Origin of the sequence: Clostridioides sp. GD02377 (assembly GCF_045899875.1) — a bacterium.
Classification (GTDB): domain Bacteria; phylum Bacillota; class Clostridia; order Peptostreptococcales; family Peptostreptococcaceae; genus Clostridioides; species Clostridioides difficile_A.
This window is the reverse complement of sequence record NZ_JBJODA010000007.1, coordinates 119,758-140,762: the sequence shown is the minus strand read 5'-3', so window position 1 is coordinate 140,762 and position 21,005 is coordinate 119,758. Positions and strand designations below refer to the sequence as shown.

Below are 21,005 nucleotides of genomic sequence, written 5' to 3'. Positions count from 1 at the left end.
ATTTAAAAATGTTATACTCTAAAAAAGTATATTTTATCTTAAAAACTATTAATACAAAGGGGGTTTAATATGAAAAATAAATTAGTTTACATATGTATTATGAGTATAGTGTTATTTGTAGTAGGATGTTCTAATAATCCAAATAAGGAAAGCAATATTAAAAAGGATTCTGAGAATAGCCAAAGTAAGGTTGAAGAAAAAAAAGAGCCTGTAAAAAAAGACATAACTATAAGTTTTGCTGGTGATGTAACTATGGGAAACTATAAAGGGTCATCTTATTATGGTAGTTTCGACCATGAATTTAAAAGACAAGGAGAAGATTATGATTATTTTCTTAAAAATGTAAAACCTGTATTTGAAAAAGATGATTTAACAGTAGTTAATTTGGAAGGACCACTTACTACTGCATCAAATGCAAAAGAAAAGAAATTTGCATTTAAAGGGACTCCAGGGTATGTAAATATTTTAAAATCTGGAAGTGTAGAGGCAGTAAGTATCGCAAATAACCATTCAGAAGATTATTTTGAAGAAGGAATGAAAGATACACAGTTTATATTAGATGAAAATAAAATAAACTATTTTGGTCTGGGTAAAGATGCTGTTATAGATGTTAAAGGAATTAGGGTAGGCTTATTAGGATATAATGGATTATCAACTGAATATAATGAAAAGAATTTAAAACAAATGGAAGATGATATTAAAGCACTAAAGAAAAAATCAGATGTTGTTGTGGTGTATTTTCACTGGGGTATAGAATTAGATTATTATCCAGATAAGAAACAAAAAGATTTTGCCCATTATGTAATAGATAAGGGAGCTGATTTAGTTATGGGTTCTCATCCACATGTCATTCAAGGTATAGAAAAATATAAAGATAAGTACATAGCTTATAGTTTAGGAAATTTTTGTTTTGGAGGAAATAAGAATCCTTCTGATACAGATAGCTATATATATCAACAGACTTTTTCTTTTTCAGATGACAAATTAATTTCAATTAAAGAGCCAAATATAATACCAACATCAATAACATCTATTAGTTCTAGAAACAATTATCAACCAAAAGTGCTGGATGGAAGTGAGAAAGATAGAGTTTTAAATAAATTAGAAAAAATAAGTAAAGATTTGAATAAATAAAATGTAAAAAAAAATAAATACATATATTTATTTTAATAATTTATATTTTGTTTAGGATATGGTAAAACGTGGTATTAAATAAGTAGATTTTAATAGTTAAATTATAATCAATTATAATAAAGCTATCTAATCTACTTTTTTAATATAAAAATATAAGGGGGAATTTGTAATGGCTTGTAACACTTGTAAAATGTGCGAAAGCGCAGACAAGAAATTAGAAAGTTTTGTAGCTTCAAAGGATGTTGAAACAGCATTTCATAGAACAGAAGATCAAAAAGTTAAATGTGGTTTTGGACTTCAGGGGGTTTGTTGTAGACTCTGTTCAAATGGACCATGTAGAGTAACTCCTAAATCTCCAAGAGGTATATGTGGAGCAGATGCAGACACTATAGTAGCAAGAAACTTTTTAAGAGCTGTAGCATCAGGAGCAGCTTGTTATTTACATGTGGTAGAAAATACAGCTAAGAATTTAAAGAATGTTGGAATAACTAAAGGTGTTATTAAAGGAGAAAAAACATTAAATCAATTAGCAGAGATGTTTGGAATTGAAAGTGATGAAAAATATGATAAATGTATAAAAGTTGCTGATAAAGTTATTAATGATTTATATAAATCAAGAGATGACAAAATGGAATTGGTAGAAAAAATAGCTTATGCACCTAGAGTGAAGAAATGGAAAGAGTTAGGTATAATGCCTGGTGGTGCAAAGTCAGAAGTTTTTGATGCAATAGTAAAATCATCAACAAATTTAAATAGTGATCCAGTAGATATGTTAGTTAACTGTTTAAATCTAGGTATATCAACAGGATTATATGGTCTTACACTAACTAATCTTTTAAATGATGTTATGTTAGGGGAACCAGTTATAAGAATGGCTCCTGTAGGATTTAATGTAATAGACCCAGACTACATAAATATAATGATAACAGGTCATCAACATTCAACATTTGCAAATTTCCAAGATAGATTAAAAGATGAAGATGTTATAAAATTAGCTCAAGCTGCCGGAGCAAAAGGCTTTAAGTTAGTAGGATGTACTTGCGTTGGTCAAGATTTACAATTAAGAGGAGAACATTATCAAGAAGTATTTGCTGGACATGCAGGTAACAATTTTACAAGTGAAGCAGTTTTATCAACTGGAGCAATAGATATAGTTCTTTCAGAGTTTAACTGTACTATACCAGGTCTTGAGCCAATAGCAGATAAATATAAAGTGAAAATGGTTTGCTTAGATGATGTTGCCAAAAAAGCAAATGCAGAATATATAGGATTAGACAGAAGTAAATTAGATGAACTTAGTAATACATTGATAGAAAAAGCATTAGAATCTTATAAGGAGAGAAGAGGAAGTGTTGAAATAGACATACCAAAAGACCATGGATTCGAACAATCTTTAACTGGTGTAAGTGAAAAGAACTTGAAAGCGTTTTTAGGAAATTCATGGAAACCCCTTATTAATTTAATTGCAGAAGGAAAAATTAAAGGTGTTGCAGCTGTTGTAGGATGTTCAAATATGACAGCAGGAGGACATGATGTAAATACTGTTGAGCTTACTAAAGAATTGATTAAAAAAGATATCATAGTACTTTCTGCAGGATGTTCTACTGGAGGATTAGAAAATGTTGGTCTTATGTCACCTGGAGCAGAAGAATTAGCAGGGGAAAACTTAAAAGAAGTATGTAAGACTCTAGGGATACCACCAGTATTAAACTTTGGTCCATGTCTAGCTATAGGAAGACTAGAAATAGTAGCAACTGAATTAGCAGCTGAGCTTGGAATAGACTTACCACAATTACCATTGGTACTTTCAGCTCCACAATGGTTGGAAGAACAAGCATTAGCTGATGGGGCTTTTGGTCTTGCTCTTGGTTTACCTCTTCATTTAGCTTTACCTCCATTTATAACAGGAGGAAAATTAGTAACAGAAGTATTAACAGAAAAATTAAAAGACTTAACAGGAGGACATGTTATAGTGAATCCAGACCCTAAATCTTCAGCTAATCAATTAGAAGAAATAATAATAGACAGAAGAAAAAATTTAGGGTTAAAGGATGTGGAATGTAATGCATAGAATTTTTATAAATAAAGATTTATGTACAGGATGCAAGAGTTGTGTATTAGCATGTATGCTAAAACACAATAAAGACTATGATATGTATACTCTTGATTTAGAAAATATAGATAATGATAGTAGAGGACATATAGAGTTAGATAGCAAGCATAATAATCCAGTTCCAATTCTTTGTAGACACTGTGATGAACCTGAATGTGTATTAGCATGTATGAGTGGTGCAATGCATAAAGATAGCGAAAGTGGAATCGTTTCTTATGATGAAGAAAAATGTGGTTCATGTTATATGTGTGTAATGTCTTGTCCATATGGATTATTAAAGCCAGATGACAGAAGCAAGCAAAACATACTTAAATGTGATTTATGTAAAGATGAGGAGTATCCTAGATGTGTAGCTAATTGCCCAAGTGGAGCAATTGAATTACAGAAGGAGGAAAACGATGAATTATGTAGTATTAGGAGCTAGTGCTGCTGGTATCAATGCAGTAAAAACATTAAGAGAATTAGATAAAGATTCAAATATAGTAGTAATTTCTAAAGATGAAAATATATACTCAAGATGTATGTTACATCATGTTATATCTGAACACAGAACTTTAAAACAAATAAATTTTGTTGATGAAGATTTTATGGAGAAAAATAATGTAAATTGGATTTCAGGTGAAACTGTTAAAGGTATAGATATAAATAAAAAGGTAGTTCAGACAGAAGATATTACTGTAAATTATGATAAGCTTTTAATAGCTACAGGTGCGTCTTCTGCTATTCCTCCAATAAAAAATTTAAGAGATGGAAATTTTGTATATTCTGTGAGAAACATAGATGATATTTATAAAATAAAAGAAAAAGCAGCAAACTCTAAAAATGTAGTTATAATAGGTGCTGGGCTAGTTGGTATAGATGCATTAGTTGGATTATTTAAATATGAGCAGTTAAATATTTCTGTAGCATTTATGGAAAAGTACATTTTAGATAGACAATTAGATGAATATACAGCTTCAGTATATGAAAACAAGTTTAAAGAAAAGGGCGTGAAATTTTACCCAAGTGCATCAATCCAAGAAATTGTCTTGGATGATAATAAAAATGTTAAAGGTGTTGCATTTTCAAATGGAGAGATTCTTGATGCTGATATGGTAATTGTGGCTACAGGAGTTAAACCAAATGCTGATTTTCTAGATGGAACAGGAATAGAATATGATAGAGGTATAGTAATAGATGATATGTGCCAAACAACACAAAAAGATATATATGCAGCTGGTGATGTTGTTGGTAAAAATGCTATTTGGCCTTTAGCAGTAAAGCAAGGAATTGTAGCTGCGTACAATATGGTTGGAAAAGATAAAAAGATAGAAGATGAATTTGCTTTTAAAAATAGCATGAATTTCATGGATATACCAACCATTTCTATAGGTATGAATACACCAGTAGATAATAGCTATAAAGTATTAACTAGAGATGGGATTAATGATTATAAAAAATTTGTTTTTAAGGACAATATAATTTATGGAGCTGTTGTACAAGGCGATATTTCATATGTTGGTGTATTAACGTATTTGATAAAAAACAAAGTTGAAATATCTGATTTAGAAAATAGGATATTTGATGTATGTTATGCAGACTTTTTTAATATAAAAGAAAATGGAGAGTTTTGCTATAGTGTATAAAGATATATGTAGAGCAATGCTTACAATATAATGAATTAATCAATAGAGCTATTCTAGAATAAGTAATCTTGTTTAGAAATAGCTCTATTTTTATAACTAAGTTTAGATTATGTTATAGTTTGTAAAGATATTATTTTGAACAAGTATACATATATTCTCTAGTAAGAGGTAAATCGTTTTTTATACCTTTGGTGAAAAGTATCTGATGTATGTCTATAATACCAGTGTTGAAAGCAGCAGCACAAGAACAAAGGTATAAGTCCCACATTCTTATAAACTTATCATCAAACATCTCTTTAATCTTTGGAAGATTTTCATAGAAATTTCTTTGCCAGTATAATAAGGTTTTTACATAATGTAATCTTAAATTTTCTACATCTATAGTATGATATTTGTAATCACTACAGATATGTATCATTTCTCTTAGACTAGGAATAACCCCTCCTGGGAAAATGTATTTTTTTATCCAAGGGTCTCCATAAGACTCTTTAAGACCACTTATATAGTGAAGTAAAAATAATCCCCCATCCTTTAGAACAGCATTTACATTTTTAATAAAAAGCTCATAATTTTCTCTACCAACATGTTCAAGCATACCAACACTTACAACTCTATCAAACATAAGGTCTGAGTTTTTAAGCTCTCTATAGTCCATAAGCTTTACTTCGAGATAATCTTGAAGATTTTCTTCCTGAATTCTTTTATTAAATTCTTTATATTGTTCTTCACTAAGTGTAATTCCAACACCATGAATCTTATATTTCTTTGCTGCTTCTATTAGTAAGAATCCCCAACCACAACCAATATCAAGAAGACTCATACCTTCTTTTAAATTTAGTTTAGTTAATATGTGGTGAACTTTATTGACTTGAGCCTCATAAAGAGTATCATTATCATTTCTAAAATATGCACAAGAATAACTAAGTGTATTGTCTAACCATAAACTATAAAAATCATTACCAATATCGTAGTGAGCATGTATTTCTTTCTTTTGATGTCTCATTGAATTTGATGAGTGTAATAGATGTTTTACAGCTGAATTATCAATATTGAATTTGTCTATTTGTCTTAAAAGTAGATTTAAAGTTAAGAATAAATCTCCTTCAATTTCAATATCTCTATTTATGTAGGCTTCTCCAAGTGCTAAAGATGTACTTTTTAGTAGTTCAGATTTGCTAATATCATTATTTACAATAACTTTAAACTGAGGAGAGCCATCTCCAATTAGAAATTCTTCTCCATCTTTAAGCCTAACTAGAAATGGTGTTTCGCCAAATCTTTCTAAATAGTCTCTTAAAAAATTTTTTGTAATATTCATATTACCAGCTCCTTCTAATGTAAATCCAGTAAGTTTTTCTTGCTTTAAAATATATTATATTCCTTTTTTTAAAAAAGTAAAATTTTTTCAATAAATTTTTTGTTTGAAGGAAATCTGTCTTTTGTAAGAGAATTTCATATTGTGGTATATTTTTTGCTTATAAAATTTCGTATTGGATATAATATTCAACTGTTAATGATATAATAATTTTAATCAATAAAGTGTAATAAAATTTTGAGTAAATAGCTTAAAGCTGTTTTATGAAGGAGATGTAAAATGGAAGTATATGCCTTGGTTGGGTCAAGTGGTACAGGAAAGAGTTTTAAGGCTTTAGAGTTTGCATATGAAAATGATATAGATTATATAATTGATGATGGAATTTTAATATATAAAAACAAGGTTTTAGCTGGAATATCAGCAAAACAAGCAAATACTACTATAGAAGCAGTTAAAAGAGCTATTTTTTATAATTTGGAGCATAGGAAAGAAGTTAGAGATACAATTAAAAATGAAAATATAAGCAAGATTCTTATTATTGGTACATCAAAAAAAATGGTTAATCAGATTGTAGATAGATTGTCAATTGAAGGAATCGATAAGTTTATAAATATTCAAGATATAAGCACTAAATATGAAATAGAAATAGCAAAACAATCTAGAAAAGAAGGAAATCATGTAATTCCTGTTCCAGCAGTTGAGATAAAAAGTATGGCAAGTGGTCTTAGTATAAATCCATTAAAGAGGCTTTTTAGAAAAGGAAATAATAGAAGTATGGTAGTTTTAGAAAAAACAATAATAAGACCAACCTTTAGCTATATTGGAAAATTTTATATCAATGAAGATGTAATTAAACAGATTATTGAATATGAAGTATACAACTTTGAAAGCATTGATAGAATAAATAAAATCAATATAGAGAATTGCAATAATTTTATGAATATTTTTGTAAGTATAAATATCAATGATTTAGAATTTATAAAAAAAATTGAAGGTATGCAACAGATAATAAAAAAGTCTATTGAGAAAATGACTTTAGTTAATGTACAAAAAATAGATATTAACATTCATAAAATTAAAAAAATAAACTTCCTCCCATGTTAAAAAATAAACTGAAAAAATGATATACTAATTTGCAATAAAGTGTGCTATAATTAAACTGTAAATTTAGGAAATGGTTTTTCTAAATGGAGTATACATAATTATAACGTATTTATAAGGGGGCTTTCAAATGTCAGGAAAAGATGTAAATGTCTTCGAGATGGCGCAATCTCAAGTAAAAAATGCATGTGATAAATTAGGTATGGAACCAGCAGTTTATGAATTATTAAAAGAACCTATGAGAGTTATAGAAGTTTCAATTCCAGTTAAAATGGATGATGGATCTATAAAAACTTTTAAAGGATTTAGATCACAACATAATGATGCAGTAGGGCCAACAAAAGGTGGAATAAGATTCCATCAAAATGTTTCAAGAGACGAAGTAAAAGCTTTATCTATATGGATGACTTTCAAGTGTTCTGTAACAGGTATACCATATGGTGGAGGTAAAGGTGGAATAATAGTAGATCCATCAACTTTATCTCAAGGTGAATTAGAAAGATTAAGTAGAGGATACATAGATGGAATATATAAATTAATAGGTGAGAAAGTTGACGTTCCTGCACCAGACGTAAACACTAATGGACAAATAATGTCTTGGATGGTTGATGAGTACAATAAATTAACTGGACAAAGTGCTATAGGTGTTTTAACTGGTAAGCCAGTTGAATTTGGTGGTTCTTTAGGAAGAACAGCTGCTACTGGATTTGGTGTTGCTGTTACTGCAAGAGAAGCTGCTGCTAAATTAGGAATAGATATGAAAAAAGCTAAATTAGCTATCCAAGGTATAGGAAACGTTGGTTCTTACACAGTTCTTAACTGTGAGAAACTTGGTGGAACTGTTGTAGCTATGGCTGAATGGTGTAAATCAGAAGGTTCTTATGCTATATACAATGAAAATGGATTAGATGGTCAAGCAATGTTAGATCATATAAAAGAGCATGGTAACTTATTAAACTTCCCAGGAGCTAAGAGAATATCTTTAGAAGAGTTCTGGGCTTCAGATGTTGATATAGTAATACCAGCTGCATTAGAAAACTCTATAACTAAAGAAGTTGCTGAATCTATAAAAGCTAAATTAGTTTGTGAAGCTGCTAATGGTCCAACTACTCCAGAAGCTGATGAAGTATTTGCTGAAAGAGGAATAGTTCTTACTCCAGACATATTAACTAATGCTGGTGGAGTTACAGTTTCTTACTTCGAGTGGGTACAAAACTTATACGGATACTACTGGTCAGAAGAAGAAGTAGAGCAAAAAGAAGAAGTAGCTATGGTTAAAGCATTTGAATCTATTTGGAAAATCAAAGAAGAGTACAATGTTACAATGAGAGAAGCTGCTTACATGCATTCAATTAAGAAAGTTGCTGAAGCTATGAAGTTAAGAGGATGGTACTAAGATTTACTCTTAATAAATAATAGGATATAATTATTTAAGATATAAAGGGGCTGTACATAGTACAGCCCTTAAATTATGTGGCTCAGATAATATGGGCCATTTTTTATTTTAATTTATAAATAACTTTATAAATTGTGCAATATAAAAATTAAAGTGTCATAAGTAAGATGGGTGAGAATTTATGGTTGATTTAATTTTAAAGGGATTTTTTAGAACTCTTATAGTAAATAGCTTATGTATTTTTTAATATTAGCTTTTAAGAAAAGTATTTTTGTTCTATTATAACTTCGACTTTATATATTTCTAACTGTCAAATTTATAGATGATTAAATTAATTAATTATGTTTAATGCACAGTAATCATTACTAAGCTATAATTAAATATAAGGATGTCTCAATAAATTATACTTTAAAATAACTATAAGATAATAAAACATAGTTATTTATTAAAGAAAATATATATTTTAATTAATAAATATGATATGAAAGTATTAAGAGATAACTAAAATTAGCTATAAAACACTATTAAATAAGATAGGGGAAAAATATATGTCTAGTTTTATTCTAAATGGGATTTTTAGAACTGTTATAGTGAGTAGTTTAAGTATCCTTCTAATATTAATATTCAAGAAAAGTGTATTTAAAAGATTTAGCAAAAAATTTAACTACTATATATGGATGATAGTTGTTGTTAAATTATTTTTACCATTTACATATTATACTTTTACAATAAATATATTGAGAAGCAAAAAAGACATTAATATTGATAACATAAACTTAGAGGGGTTTAATAATATCTCAACTATAATTAGTAGTATTTTACTGTATACTTGGATTACATTTGTAGTAATATATTTAATTTATACTATATTCAAATATATAAAACTTAAAAATTTAATAAGTGATTTATCTTATGAAGTTTATGATAAAGAGATAGTAAATCTTTATAAAAATATATTGAAAGAATTTGATATAACAAAAGATATAAAGCTCAAGTACTCATATGAAGTTGAAACACCAGCATTTTTTAATTCATGTGTGCTTTTGCCCCCACATGATTATAAATTGGAAGAATTAGATTGGATTTTTAGGCATGAACTTATGCATTTTAAGAGTAGAGACCTTTATTTAAAATATGTAATGTTACTTTTAAAAATAGTATATTGGTTTAATCCATTTGTATATATAATGGATAAATTAATAGACCTGGATTGTGAATTTTATTGTGATGAAAGAGTTTTAAAAAACTGTACTACCCAACAAAAACAAGAGTATGCATTAACAATTATAAATGCGATGAAAAAGAGTTCACATTTTTCAAATAAATTTATAGCTGGACTATATAAACAATCTGATATTAGAAAAAGAGTAACGAATATGTTTAATGAAAAATATAAAAATGGTGTATTGATAGCTTTAGTTTTGTGTATATTATCATTAGTTACTTTCATAAAATTTGATTCATCTAGCATTATTGAGAGTAGTATTTCTTTAGATAGACCTGGAAGTGCATTTGAAATAATGAAAAGAATAATGCACTAAGTTAAAATCTAAAATATATTATTGAAAACTCAAAATAATTAAATTAAGGTGCAAAATAATATTAAATAGGTTAAGGAGGGAATATATGTCTAACTTCATTCTAAATGGGATTTTCAGAACTGTTATAGTGAGTAGTTTAAGTATCCTTCTAATATTAATATTCAAGAAAAGTGTATTTAAAAGATTTAGCAAAAAATTTAACTACTATATATGGATGATAGTTGTTGTTAAATTATTTTTACCATTTACATATTATACTTTTACAATAAATATCTTGAGAAGTAAAAAAAATATTAATATCAACAACATAAATTTAGAGGGATTTAATAATGTCTCAACTATAATTAGTAGTATTTTACTATACTTTTGGCTTGTATCTGTAATGATATATTTAATTTATACTACATTCAAATATATAAAACTTAAAAACTTAATAGGTGATTTATCTTATGAAGTTGATGACGAAGAGATAGTAAATCTTTATAAAAGTGTATTAAACGAATTTGATATAACAAAAAATATAAAGCTCAAGTACTCATATGAAGTTGAAACACCAGCATTTTTTAATTCATGTGTGCTTTTACCAGCACATGATTATAAGCTAAAAGAACTAGATTGGATTTTTAGGCATGAACTTATGCATTTTAAGAGTAGAGACCTTTATTTAAAATATGTAATTTTATTTTTAAAAATAGTATATTGGTTTAATCCATTTGTATATATAATGGATAAACATATAGATTTAGATTGTGAACTTTATTGTGATGAAAGAGTTTTAAAAAATCGTAGTTCAGAGGAAAAGAAGGATTATGCATTAACAATTCTAAATGCGATGAGAAAGGGTTCAAATACTTCAAATAAATTTATAGCTGGTCTACATAAGCAATCTGACATTAAAAAAAGAGTGAAGAATATGTTTAATGAGAAGTATAAGAATGGTATATTAATGGCATTAACTTTATGTCTATTATCTTCTATTACTTTTTTGAAAGTTAATGCAACTAGTATTGTCAATTTTAATGTACTGCCTAAGTATGATATGGAGAAGCTACACCTTTTTAGAGGAAACGTTACACTTTTAGAATTTACATATGCAGATGCTCCTAAAAGTGTGAGAGAACAATATAAAAGAAATTGTGAAGAAGTAGGTACGATTCCAAAAGATTCTGATAAAATAGGCTTTGGTGTAAAATTTTATGACAAGTTGGATAGTTTGGCAAGATGATTAAGGTATGGGTATTTTACTTAATTGTAATTTATAACAATCCTAAATAGCTACCTATTTTTAGATAAATATATTTTTATCAAGATAGATGCTCATATAATAACAAATAGCTGAAATCTAAAAGAATTTAGAAGTAAACATTTACAAAATTCCTAAAGAAAGCATTAATGATTATATTCGATTGTAAAAAAATTCACAAAATGACCAACTTTGTATTTATTCCCTCAAAAAATATATGCCACATAGAAACGCATAAAAAAACACATAAAACAATATTTATGCGTACTTTAGCCTCTAAGGGTACAAAATTCTTTACTTTTACAGACTCGTATTATATAATTAAGTAAATAATGTATATTTAGGTGACATATTGGATAAACTAATTGATTTATTTTATTAATATAATGATACTATAAAAGTTATATAAAGTGGTTTACAAAAAAGTTACAGATAGAGCTTTTATTAATGTATTGTGTATTAATATTTTATCCTTAGGTACACTTCACCTACAAAATAGAATCATAAGATAATTATGGGAAAATTTTAGGAGGTTTATCGTGAAGAAAAAGATATTAATACCAGTATTTGCATCAGTTATGGCATTATCAGTAAGTTCAATTGTAAATGCGGATGAAGTAAATGATTCATCTCAAAATAAGGATGATAAAACAAATACTGAATTAAATTTAGGCGAATATAAAGAAGTAAAATATAAAGTTGCAAAGATAAAAGATGGAGTAGCTATAAAGATAAGAGAAGAAGGTCAAGTTCAAAACATAGCTTATTCTGGAGATGAATTTACTGTTCTAGGAATTCAAGGGGAATGGGTTAAGGTTAAAGTTGAAGATGGAGAAGGTTGGTTAGCTACTAGATATGTAGATATATCTGAAGGTGTAGGATATACTAACGCTGATAAAGTAAATTTAAGAAAAGATAAGAGCGAAAGTTCAGAAGTAATCGAAGAGCTAGAAAAAGGAAGCTCTTTATTGGTGTTGGAAGAAAGTGGAGAATGGTTGAAAGTTAAAGATGGAGGAACCGAAGGGTATGTAAAAGCATCTTATATATCAGATAAAGCTCCAGTAATAGAAGAACCAGAAGTAAATCCAAGTGTTAATCAAAATGGAAATTCTACAAATAACAATCAACAAAATAATGCAAATGACACTCAACAAAACAATAATTCAAATGTGCCAACAGCTAACTCTAATGCAGTTCAAGCTGTACTTAACTTGGCTTATTCTAAGCAAGGTTGCCCATATGTTTGGGGAGCAGAAGGACCAAACACTTTTGACTGTTCTGGATTTACACAATATGTATATAGAAATGCAGTAGGAAAGAAAATACCAAGAACATCTAAAGCACAATCTAATTATGGACAAACTGTAAGTAAAGCAAATTTACAGCCAGGAGACTTAGTATTCTTCACAACTAATGGTTCTGGTTCTGTTAGCCATGTTGGTATATATGTAGGTGGAGGTAATATGATACATTCTCCATCAACAGGGAAAACAGTTCGTGTGACTAGTATAAATTCAGCATACTATACAGCAAGATTTGTTACAGCAAAAAGAATATTATAATCAACTTGTAATATGACAAATTGATAAATACATAAATATAAACGCTCTATACTATATTTAATTTAATCAGGTAACAAAAAATGATTATATTTTAAATGTAATATAGAGCGTTTTTGTATTGGTTTACATTTGACCAATATTAAGGCTGATATTACTATTAAATAGTAGTCTTTCCATATAATGATTATTTGTGCAATCCCTTGACAGGATAAGGCAAAGGTGGTAAGCTACTAACAGTACAAAAATACTTTTAATTTTAGTTCAGAGAGGCTAAAAAAGGAGGACGAAAGATGTTAAAATCAAGAAATTTAATCCAACCAGAAGACTTTTCAATAGAAGAAATAGATAAAATATTAGAATTAGCTCAAAAAATAATTGACAATCCGTCAAAATATTCTCGTATATGTGAAGGCAAACTATTAGCTACATTATTTTATGAACCATCAACAAGAACAAGATTAAGCTTTGAATCTGCAATGAACAGACTTGGAGGTCGTGTTGTAGGTTTTTCAGAGCCTAGTTCATCATCTGCATCAAAAGGTGAAACTTTAGGTGATACGATGAGAATAGTATCTGGTTATGTTGATATAATAGCTATGAGACATCCTCAATCAGGTGCAGCTTCAGAGGCTGCTAGATTTACGGAAGTGCCATTTATCAATGCAGGAGATGGCGGGAATCAACATCCAACCCAAACACTTACAGATTTACTTACTATAAAATCATTAAAAGGAACTTTAGAAAACCATACAATAGGATTATGTGGTGATTTAAAATATGGAAGAACTGTGCATTCTTTGGTTAAGGCTATGGCCAGATATAAAAATACAAAGTTTGTATTTATAGCGCCTGAAGAATTGAAAATGCCAGACTATATAAAAGAAGCTATAAAAGGACATGCATATTATGAGACTAATAATTTAGATGATGTTATAGGAAGTTTGGATGTTTTATATATGACTAGAGTTCAACAAGAAAGATTTGAAGATAAATCAGAATATGAAAGACTTAAAAACTATTATATTTTAAATAAATCTAAATTAGAAAAAGCATCTAAAGACATGTTAGTAATGCATCCATTACCAAGGGTAAATGAAATAGATATAGATGTAGATGATGATGATAGAGCTGTATATTTTAAACAAGCTAAATATGGAATGTATGTTAGAATGGCTTTAATAATAAAGCTTTTAGGTATAAATGAAGATTAATAACTCTCATATAATAGTAAAATAAAGGAGATTTTGGGATGTATAAAATTCTGGAGAATATATACATAGGCGAAGATATGTATAGAATGAAAGTAAAAGGTAATTTTGAAGGTAAGATGGGACAGTTTTATATGCTAAGAGCATGGGATACTTATCCAGTACTTTCAAGACCTATAAGTATACATGATATAGATGAAGAAGGAATAACTTTTCTTTATAAAGTAGTAGGAGAAGGAACTCAAATTTTAAGTAACCTAAAAGTAAATGATACTATAAAGTTAGAAGGACCTTATGGTAATGGATATACTAAGGTTGATGGAAAAGTAGCTTTAGTAGGAGGCGGAATCGGTGTGGCCCCACTATACTTAGTTGCTAAAAATATAAAAAACTGTGACGCATATCTTGGATTTAGAGAAGATGTTATATTAGAAGATGAGTATAAGCAAGTGTGTAACGAAGTCCATACAACAGTAGGTAATACTTTTGTAACAGATATAATTGATGTGGAGAAATATGATTACATATTAACATGTGGTCCAACTCCAATGATGGAAAAATTAGTTAAGATGGTAGAAGGTACTAAAACAAGAATTATGGTATCTCTTGAAAACCATATGGCATGTGGAATCGGTGCTTGTTTAGTATGTACATGTAAAACTAATGAAGGAAATAAAAAGACTTGTAAAGATGGTCCAGTGTTCTGGGGAGAGGACGTGATTTTTAATGGCTAATTTAAGTGTAAAATTTGGAAATATAGAATTTAAAAATCCAGTAATAATGGCGTCTGGAACTTTTGGATTTGGAAGAGAATATAATGACATTTATGATATACAAAAACTTGGTGGTATAAGCAGTAAAGGACTAACTTTAAATAAAAAGCCTGGAAACAATGGTATGAGAGTTCATGAAACACCATCTGGCATGATGAATAGTGTTGGACTTGAAAATCCTGGAGTTCAAGGATTTATAGATAATGAATTACCTTTCTTTAGTGAATTAGACTTGGTTAGAATAGCTAATGTTGGAGGTGGAACATTAGAAGACTATTTATTAGGTGTTCAAATGTTAAATGACAAACCTATAGATATTATTGAATTGAATATATCTTGCCCAAATGTTAAAGCTGGGGGGATGGCTTTTGGTATAAAAAATGAAGTAGCAAGAGAAGTTGTTCGTGAGGTAAGAAACATAACGAAACTACCTTTAGTAATAAAACTATCACCCAATGCAGAAGATATTGTAGGAATGGCAAAAGTTTGTGAAGAAGAGGGTGCTGATGGAGTATCTCTAGTGAATACTTTTAAGGCGATGGCAATTGATATAAAAAATAGAAGACCAGTATTTGAGAATGTCTATGCAGGATTATCTGGACCAGCTATAAAACCTATAGCTCTAAGAATGGTACATGAAGTGTGTAAAAATGTAAATATACCTGTAATGGGAATGGGCGGAATAACTAAGGCTACAGATGCTATAGAATTTATAATGGCAGGAGCTACTTGTATTCAAGTTGGAACTGCAAACTTTATGAATCCTAAAATCGGTCTTGAAATAATAGATGGAATTAATGACTTTATGGAAAAAGAAGGAATAAAGAGTTTGAAAGAAATCAAAGGAATTATATAATATAGTATAAATAGTACTTAAAAAATAAAAGATATAGATTAAATAAACAATAATTTTATAACATTAATATGGAGGAAAAATAATATGAGTAAAGTAGATGTAGTAGATATATTAAAGAAGAGTGATGCATTATTAGAAGGACATTTTTTATTATCTTCAGGAAAGCATAGCAATAGATATGTACAATGTGCAAAGGTATTAAGATTTCCAGAGTATGCTGCTGAAGTACTAAGTACAGTTGTTGAACAAATAAAAGACTTAGATATAGACTTAGTAGTAGGGCCAGCAATGGGAGGAGTAATAGTTTCTTATGAGTTAGGAAGACAGTTAGGAAAAGAAGCTGTATTTACTGAGAGAAAAGACAATACAATGGAGTTAAGAAGAGGATTTGAAGTTAAAAAAGGTGCAAAGATAATAATTGCTGAAGATGTTGTAACTACTGGTAAATCAACTATAGAAACAAAAAGAGTATTGGAAGCATTAGGTGGAGAAGTTATAGGTGTTGCATGTATAGCAGATAGAACTAATCATGATATAGGTATGCCTATATATAGTGCTATAAAGCTTGATATACAAGTTTATGAATCTGATGAATGTCCTTTATGCAAAGAAGGAAAATTACCAGTTGTTAAACCTGGAAGTAGAGAATTTAAAGAATTAGGGATGTAATAACTCAATTAAGTTTAGTGGTATTTAAAGAATGTAAATTTTTTAGAGTAAAACTAATATTATATAATATAAATCAAAGATAAAAACAGTTAGCCTTGCAAATAAGGCTAACTGTTTTTTTGTTAAAAATATATTTACAAAAAAAGAGATAATAGCAGTACAATATAAGTATAATATAAAAAAATTATTATATATTGAGGAGGGGTAAGTATGAAAAATCAATTGAATGAAACTCAGAAAAAGGTTGTATTTTTTGGAGTAGGGGCTGTAGGAGCTACTTTCGCAGAACAATTTTTAAATTCTAAATATGATTTTAAAATTCTTTGTGATGAGAAAAGAAAGAAAAGATATTTAGAAGATGGATTCATAATAAATGAGAAAAGGTATGATTTTGATTATGTAACTAGGGATGAGTATAAACAAGAGGCTGATTTTATAATTATAGGCTTGAAATATAATAATTTAAGGGAAAATATAAGAGAATTAGACGGATTAGTTGGAAAAAATACAGTAATAATGTCTTTATTAAATGGAGTTGATAGTGAAGATATAATAGGAGAAAGATTTGGAATTGAAAAAATGGTATATTCATATGTCACTAATATAGATGCTAAGAAAATTAATAATAATATTATACATACTACTAATGGAATAATTGTATTTGGGAACAAAGATAATAGTGAAGATAGAAAAACTAATATAATAACAGAAGTCTTTAATAGTGTAAATATAGAATATGTTTTATCAAAAGATATTCAAAGAGATATGTGGTGGAAATACATGGTTAACATTGGTGTAAATCAAACCTCAGCTATACTTGGCGCATCTTATGGGGTATTCCAAAGCTCTGAGCATCTAAGAGAATTGGCAAAATCTGCAATGAGAGAAGTAGTTGCTATAGCTCAGGCAAAAGGGATAGGTCTTACAGAAGATGATGTGGAAAATTCGTTACATAGAATACTGGAACATTCAAAAGAAGGAAGAACATCAATGCTTCAAGATGTAGAAGCTCATAGACTTACAGAAGTAGATATGTTTTCTAAGAATATTTGTGAACTTGGAAAGAAATACAACATATCTACACCTATAAATCAGACTTTTTTTTATATGATAAAAGTAATTGAAAGTAGATTTTAAATAGTCTTTATAAATAACTTTGGTAATTGTTGATTTTAAATCTAGATAATATTATAAACTATTTAAATTACTAAATATTTTTAATTCATCAATAAAAATATTTGCTGCTTTTGATAAAGTTATATCCTTTGGATATATATATGAGAAGTGTCTGTTGTAGTTGCTTCCAAGCTCTATGACAGACAGTTCATTATTTAAAACTGGTAAGCTTGTCACTAGATTAGATACTATTGTAATTCCTAAATTATTTCTAACAGATTCTTTGACAGCATAGTTACTTCCAAAGACCATCATACTTTTTGGAATAATCTCTTTAACACTTAAAAACATATCTAAATAATCTCTAGTGCCAGAGCCATCTTCTCTAACTATCCACTTCTGGTCTTGTAGCTTTTCAAAGCTGAAGTCTTTTAACAAAGGGCTATTATATGGAAGTGCTAAAACCATCTTATCTTCAAAAAAATATTCTTGAATAAATGAAGGTGAAGAGCAAGTGCCTTCAATAAGTCCAATATCTAAAACATAATCTTTAACATGAGAAGACACAATTGATGTATTTTCTATGAAAATTTCTACATCTATGTCAGGATATTTTTGTGAAAATAATGCTAAGAAATTAGGCAGAATATACTCACCAATAGTTAAACTTGCACCAATCTTTAAGCGACCAGTTATAGCATCTGAAACCTGACTTACATCATGATAGGTAATGTTTAAAAGATTTAATATTTCCTTAGCTCTTTTATACAATATTTGTCCACTTTCTGTTATAAAAATAGTCTTTTGTTTAATAGACCTGTTTATAAGTACGACTTTAAAATAATTTTCTAGATTTTTAATGTGTTTACTTACACTTGGCTGAGATAAATTTAAGTATTCACCAGCTTTAGTAAAATTTTTATATTCAACAACAGCCACAAATGTTTTTAATTCTTCAAACAATTTTATACCTCCCTTACTTAATGAAAGTTTACATTTTTTATATGTTTTCTACAAATAATTATACTAGATGTAATAACCATCAAAAATATTAATCATTACGATATTATATATTTATTTTACTTATGGTTATTACAATTATATACTATTATTGTAAAGAAAACTATATTAATTATAAGGTAGGTATATTATGTTAAAGAATAAAAGCTGTCTAACATTAAAAAATATAAAAGAAATATTACCAGGGCTATTTGTATCAGTATTAGTAGGTTATATTAGTATATTTATTTCTACTCTAATTCCTAAAGTAGGAGCCGCATCAATTTCTATATTTTTGGGTATGTTTGTAGGAAATTTATTCTTAAATCAAAAGGTGTTTCAAAAAGGTTATAAATTTTCAGAGACAGATTTGCTATCATATTCAATAGTACTATTAGGAGCGACACTCAGTGTATCTACTCTAATAGACTTAAAAGTTTCAGGAATCTTATTTATAATGTTACAAATGACAATAACAATAGTAGCAGCACTTTATATAGGTAAAAAATTAGGTTTTGAAGAAAATTTTAGATTTCTAATGGCAAGTGGAAACGCAGTATGTGGTTCTTCTGCTATAGGAGCAACAGTTCCAGTAGTTAATGCTACAGACAAAGAGAAGGGAATTGCAATAACTATTGTAAATGTTACTGGTATATTTCTTATGTTTTTACTTCCAATAATATCTCAATTTTTATATAGCCATGAGCTAGTAAAAACATCAGCAATGATAGGAGGAACTTTGCAGTCAATTGGTCAAGTTGTAGCAAGTGGGGCGATAGTTGGAGAAAATGTAAAAGATTTGGCAACTATTTTTAAAATAGTAAGAGTAATATTTTTGGTTGTTGTAGTATTAGTATTTGGGCATATGAAAAATCAGTCTAATAGTGAAATATTTGAAGAAGAAAAGGATGAGATAAAAAAGAAAAAAGTAAATATACCATGGTATGTAATTGGATTTTTTATAACTTGTGCACTTTTCTCAATGAATATTATACCAAAAGATATATCTGTATTATGCAAAGAAATAAGTAACAAATTTGAAATAATAGCTTTAGCAGCAATTGGTTTAAAGGTTAATGTAAAAGACTTAGTGAAACAAGGTAAAGAAGTTTCTTTATATGGTTTATTTGTAGGTATAGTGCAAGTTGTATCAGCTATAGTTTTAATAAAAATATTTATATAATATAAAAAACATTTTTAATATTAGCTTGATTAATTAAAATAATATGATACTAATAATTTATAATATAAATAAAAAATGAATTTCTATAAGTTTAGATGGGTATAAACTTATAGAAATTCATTTTTTATTTTAAGTGAAAATTTAAAGTAAAATATTATTTTACATAATAATAACATTATAAATTTTGAAATTGCTTATCTTTGTGTTAAAATAAGTAAAATACACATATTAAAGTTAAGTTTTTAAATAAATAGACAAAGCAAAAATATAAATATTAAGGAGATTTAGTTATGAATGTTTATGAAAAGGATAATGGAGTTATACTAGAAGGGGTAACAGATTTTGATCCAAAACATATATTTGAGTGTGGTCAATGTTTTAGATGGCACAAACAAGAAGATGACTCATACACTGGCGTTGCAAAGGGTAGAATATTAAATGTAAAAAAAGAAAATGATAAGATATATTTAAATAATACAAATTTAGAGGAGTTTAATAGTATTTGGTATAATTACTTTGATTTAGGAACTGATTATACAGAAATAAAAAATAAGCTAAAAAATATGGATGAATATTTAAATAAGGCTACTGAGTTTGGATGTGGAATAAGAATACTAAGACAAGATGGATGGGAAATGCTTATATCATTTATAATTTCTTCTAATAATAGAATTCCTATGATACAAAGAGCTATAGAAAATTTATCAAAAAAATTTGGCAAGTACATAGGTGAGTACGAAGGTAATGAATACTACGCATTCCCAACACCAGAAGAGCTAAATAAGGCTTCACAAGAGGAAATAAGAGCATGTCAAACAGGCTTTAGAGATAAGTACATAAAAAGTACTACAGAGGCGGTTATAGAAAATAATGATAAGGTATCTGAATATACAAATTTAACTACAGATGACTGTAGAAAAGAACTTTTAAAATTCAATGGAGTAGGACCAAAAGTATGTGATTGTATTGCATTATTTGGCATGCAAAAATATGATTCTTTTCCAGTTGATGTTTGGGTTAAGAGGGTTATGCAAGAGTTCTACATAGATGAAGATATGAGTCTACCTAAAATGAGAACTTATGGCATTGATAAATTCGGAGATATGTCTGGATTTGCTCAACAGTATTTATTTTACTATGCAAGAGAACTTGGTATAGGAAAATAAAATTA

18 protein-coding genes are annotated in these 21,005 nt (G+C 28.3%); 16 read left to right on the top strand and 2 right to left on the bottom strand.

Translation table 11 applies throughout. The annotated features are described in order from the left end of the window. Positions 1-69: 69 nt before the first annotated feature. The 4 genes from Q3304_RS07920 (at position 70) to Q3304_RS07905 (ending at position 4,872) form a co-directional block, all read left to right on the top strand. Complete coding sequence (locus Q3304_RS07920; protein WP_407814223.1) at positions 70-1,134, top strand: CapA family protein; 1,065 nt, start codon at positions 70-72, stop codon at positions 1,132-1,134. 169 nt (positions 1,135-1,303) lie between these two features. Continuing rightward, the gene (gene cooS / locus Q3304_RS07915; RefSeq protein ID WP_407814222.1) at positions 1,304-3,205 is read left to right on the top strand and encodes an anaerobic carbon-monoxide dehydrogenase catalytic subunit; all 1,902 of its coding nucleotides are present in this window, start codon (positions 1,304-1,306) and stop codon (positions 3,203-3,205) included. Beyond that, complete coding sequence (locus tag Q3304_RS07910; RefSeq protein WP_054268743.1) at positions 3,198-3,671, top strand: 4Fe-4S dicluster domain-containing protein; 474 nt, start codon at positions 3,198-3,200, stop codon at positions 3,669-3,671. Before cooS ends, Q3304_RS07910 begins: the two co-directional genes overlap by 8 nt. Then, positions 3,646-4,872 carry an NAD(P)/FAD-dependent oxidoreductase gene (locus Q3304_RS07905; RefSeq protein WP_054275606.1) on the top strand — a complete coding sequence of 409 codons (1,227 nt, stop codon included), beginning with the start codon at positions 3,646-3,648 and terminating at the stop codon, positions 4,870-4,872. The genes Q3304_RS07910 and Q3304_RS07905 overlap by 26 nt, the downstream gene beginning before the upstream one ends. 130 nt (positions 4,873-5,002) lie before the next feature. On the opposite strand, the gene Q3304_RS07900 is transcribed toward Q3304_RS07905, so the two are convergent. Continuing rightward, a complete protein-coding gene (locus tag Q3304_RS07900; RefSeq protein WP_407814221.1) occupies positions 5,003-6,190 on the bottom strand; it encodes a class I SAM-dependent methyltransferase in 1,188 nt (395 codons plus the stop codon). Positions 6,191-6,466: 276 nt separating this feature from the next. On the opposite strand from Q3304_RS07900, the gene Q3304_RS07895 reads away from it, so the two are divergent. The 10 genes from Q3304_RS07895 (at position 6,467) to Q3304_RS07850 (ending at position 17,673) form a co-directional block, all read left to right on the top strand. Continuing rightward, positions 6,467-7,291 carry a hypothetical protein gene (locus Q3304_RS07895; RefSeq protein ID WP_054268746.1) on the top strand — a complete coding sequence of 275 codons (825 nt, stop codon included), beginning with the start codon at positions 6,467-6,469 and terminating at the stop codon, positions 7,289-7,291. A gap of 127 nt (positions 7,292-7,418) precedes the next feature. Further along, the gene (gene gluD / locus Q3304_RS07890; protein ID WP_054268747.1) at positions 7,419-8,684 is read left to right on the top strand and encodes an NAD-specific glutamate dehydrogenase; all 1,266 of its coding nucleotides are present in this window, start codon (positions 7,419-7,421) and stop codon (positions 8,682-8,684) included. Positions 8,685-9,232: 548 nt separating this feature from the next. Further along, entirely contained in the window at positions 9,233-10,225 is a 993-nt protein-coding gene (locus tag Q3304_RS07885) for a M56 family metallopeptidase (RefSeq protein ID WP_407815419.1), read from the top strand. An 85-nt stretch (positions 10,226-10,310) separates the two neighbouring features. Further along, on the top strand, positions 10,311-11,450 hold the full coding sequence (locus tag Q3304_RS07880; RefSeq protein WP_407815418.1) for a M56 family metallopeptidase: 1,140 nt from the start codon (positions 10,311-10,313) through the stop codon (positions 11,448-11,450). 557 nt (positions 11,451-12,007) lie between these two features. Then, complete coding sequence (locus tag Q3304_RS07875) at positions 12,008-13,030, top strand: NlpC/P60 family protein (protein ID WP_054268749.1); 1,023 nt, start codon at positions 12,008-12,010, stop codon at positions 13,028-13,030. Positions 13,031-13,320: 290 nt separating this feature from the next. Beyond that, positions 13,321-14,241, top strand: a complete 921-nt coding sequence (gene pyrB / locus Q3304_RS07870) for an aspartate carbamoyltransferase (protein ID WP_407815200.1) — start codon at positions 13,321-13,323, stop codon at positions 14,239-14,241. 38 nt (positions 14,242-14,279) lie between these two features. After that, complete coding sequence (locus Q3304_RS07865; protein WP_074178105.1) at positions 14,280-14,972, top strand: dihydroorotate dehydrogenase electron transfer subunit; 693 nt, start codon at positions 14,280-14,282, stop codon at positions 14,970-14,972. Beyond that, complete coding sequence (locus tag Q3304_RS07860; RefSeq protein WP_054275610.1) at positions 14,965-15,867, top strand: dihydroorotate dehydrogenase; 903 nt, start codon at positions 14,965-14,967, stop codon at positions 15,865-15,867. The genes Q3304_RS07865 and Q3304_RS07860 overlap by 8 nt, the downstream gene beginning before the upstream one ends. 84 nt (positions 15,868-15,951) lie before the next feature. Next, on the top strand, positions 15,952-16,536 hold the full coding sequence (gene pyrE / locus Q3304_RS07855; protein WP_054268753.1) for an orotate phosphoribosyltransferase: 585 nt from the start codon (positions 15,952-15,954) through the stop codon (positions 16,534-16,536). A gap of 210 nt (positions 16,537-16,746) precedes the next feature. Next, positions 16,747-17,673, top strand: a complete 927-nt coding sequence (locus tag Q3304_RS07850) for a ketopantoate reductase family protein (protein ID WP_054275611.1) — start codon at positions 16,747-16,749, stop codon at positions 17,671-17,673. Between the two features lie 51 nt (positions 17,674-17,724). Here the strand turns inward: Q3304_RS07850 and Q3304_RS07845 are convergent, their stop codons facing one another. Then, the gene (locus Q3304_RS07845; protein WP_054275612.1) at positions 17,725-18,615 is read right to left on the bottom strand and encodes a LysR family transcriptional regulator; all 891 of its coding nucleotides are present in this window, start codon (positions 18,613-18,615) and stop codon (positions 17,725-17,727) included. A gap of 187 nt (positions 18,616-18,802) precedes the next feature. Here Q3304_RS07845 and Q3304_RS07840 point away from each other — a divergent pair, with 187 nt between their 5' ends. Beyond that, complete coding sequence (locus Q3304_RS07840) at positions 18,803-19,834, top strand: YeiH family protein (RefSeq protein ID WP_054268756.1); 1,032 nt, start codon at positions 18,803-18,805, stop codon at positions 19,832-19,834. 290 nt (positions 19,835-20,124) lie between these two features. Continuing rightward, positions 20,125-21,000: a DNA-3-methyladenine glycosylase gene (locus Q3304_RS07835; RefSeq protein ID WP_054275613.1), complete on the top strand. Its 876-nt coding sequence runs from the start codon at positions 20,125-20,127 to the stop codon at positions 20,998-21,000. Positions 21,001-21,005: the final 5 nt, after the last annotated feature.

Excerpts from the sequence above, each read along its gene's own strand:
- pyrB (WP_407815200.1), top strand. The coding sequence starts at position 13,321 with ATGTTAAAATCAAGAAATTTAATCCAACCAGAAGACTTTTCAATAGAA.
- pyrE (WP_054268753.1), top strand. The coding sequence starts at position 15,952 with ATGAGTAAAGTAGATGTAGTAGATATATTAAAGAAGAGTGATGCATTA.
- Q3304_RS07880 (WP_407815418.1), top strand. The coding sequence starts at position 10,311 with ATGTCTAACTTCATTCTAAATGGGATTTTCAGAACTGTTATAGTGAGT.
- gluD (WP_054268747.1), top strand. The coding sequence starts at position 7,419 with ATGTCAGGAAAAGATGTAAATGTCTTCGAGATGGCGCAATCTCAAGTA.
- Q3304_RS07910 (WP_054268743.1), top strand. The coding sequence starts at position 3,198 with ATGCATAGAATTTTTATAAATAAAGATTTATGTACAGGATGCAAGAGT.
- cooS (WP_407814222.1), top strand. The coding sequence starts at position 1,304 with ATGGCTTGTAACACTTGTAAAATGTGCGAAAGCGCAGACAAGAAATTA.
- Q3304_RS07895 (WP_054268746.1), top strand. The coding sequence starts at position 6,467 with ATGGAAGTATATGCCTTGGTTGGGTCAAGTGGTACAGGAAAGAGTTTT.
- Q3304_RS07835 (WP_054275613.1), top strand. The coding sequence starts at position 20,125 with ATGAATGTTTATGAAAAGGATAATGGAGTTATACTAGAAGGGGTAACA.
- Q3304_RS07900 (WP_407814221.1), bottom strand. The coding sequence starts at position 6,190 with ATGAATATTACAAAAAATTTTTTAAGAGACTATTTAGAAAGATTTGGC.
- Q3304_RS07860 (WP_054275610.1), top strand. The coding sequence starts at position 14,965 with ATGGCTAATTTAAGTGTAAAATTTGGAAATATAGAATTTAAAAATCCA.
- Q3304_RS07865 (WP_074178105.1), top strand. The coding sequence starts at position 14,280 with ATGTATAAAATTCTGGAGAATATATACATAGGCGAAGATATGTATAGA.
- Q3304_RS07885 (WP_407815419.1), top strand. The coding sequence starts at position 9,233 with ATGTCTAGTTTTATTCTAAATGGGATTTTTAGAACTGTTATAGTGAGT.
- Q3304_RS07850 (WP_054275611.1), top strand. The coding sequence starts at position 16,747 with ATGAAAAATCAATTGAATGAAACTCAGAAAAAGGTTGTATTTTTTGGA.
- Q3304_RS07905 (WP_054275606.1), top strand. The coding sequence starts at position 3,646 with ATGAATTATGTAGTATTAGGAGCTAGTGCTGCTGGTATCAATGCAGTA.
- Q3304_RS07840 (WP_054268756.1), top strand. The coding sequence starts at position 18,803 with ATGTTAAAGAATAAAAGCTGTCTAACATTAAAAAATATAAAAGAAATA.
- Q3304_RS07920 (WP_407814223.1), top strand. The coding sequence starts at position 70 with ATGAAAAATAAATTAGTTTACATATGTATTATGAGTATAGTGTTATTT.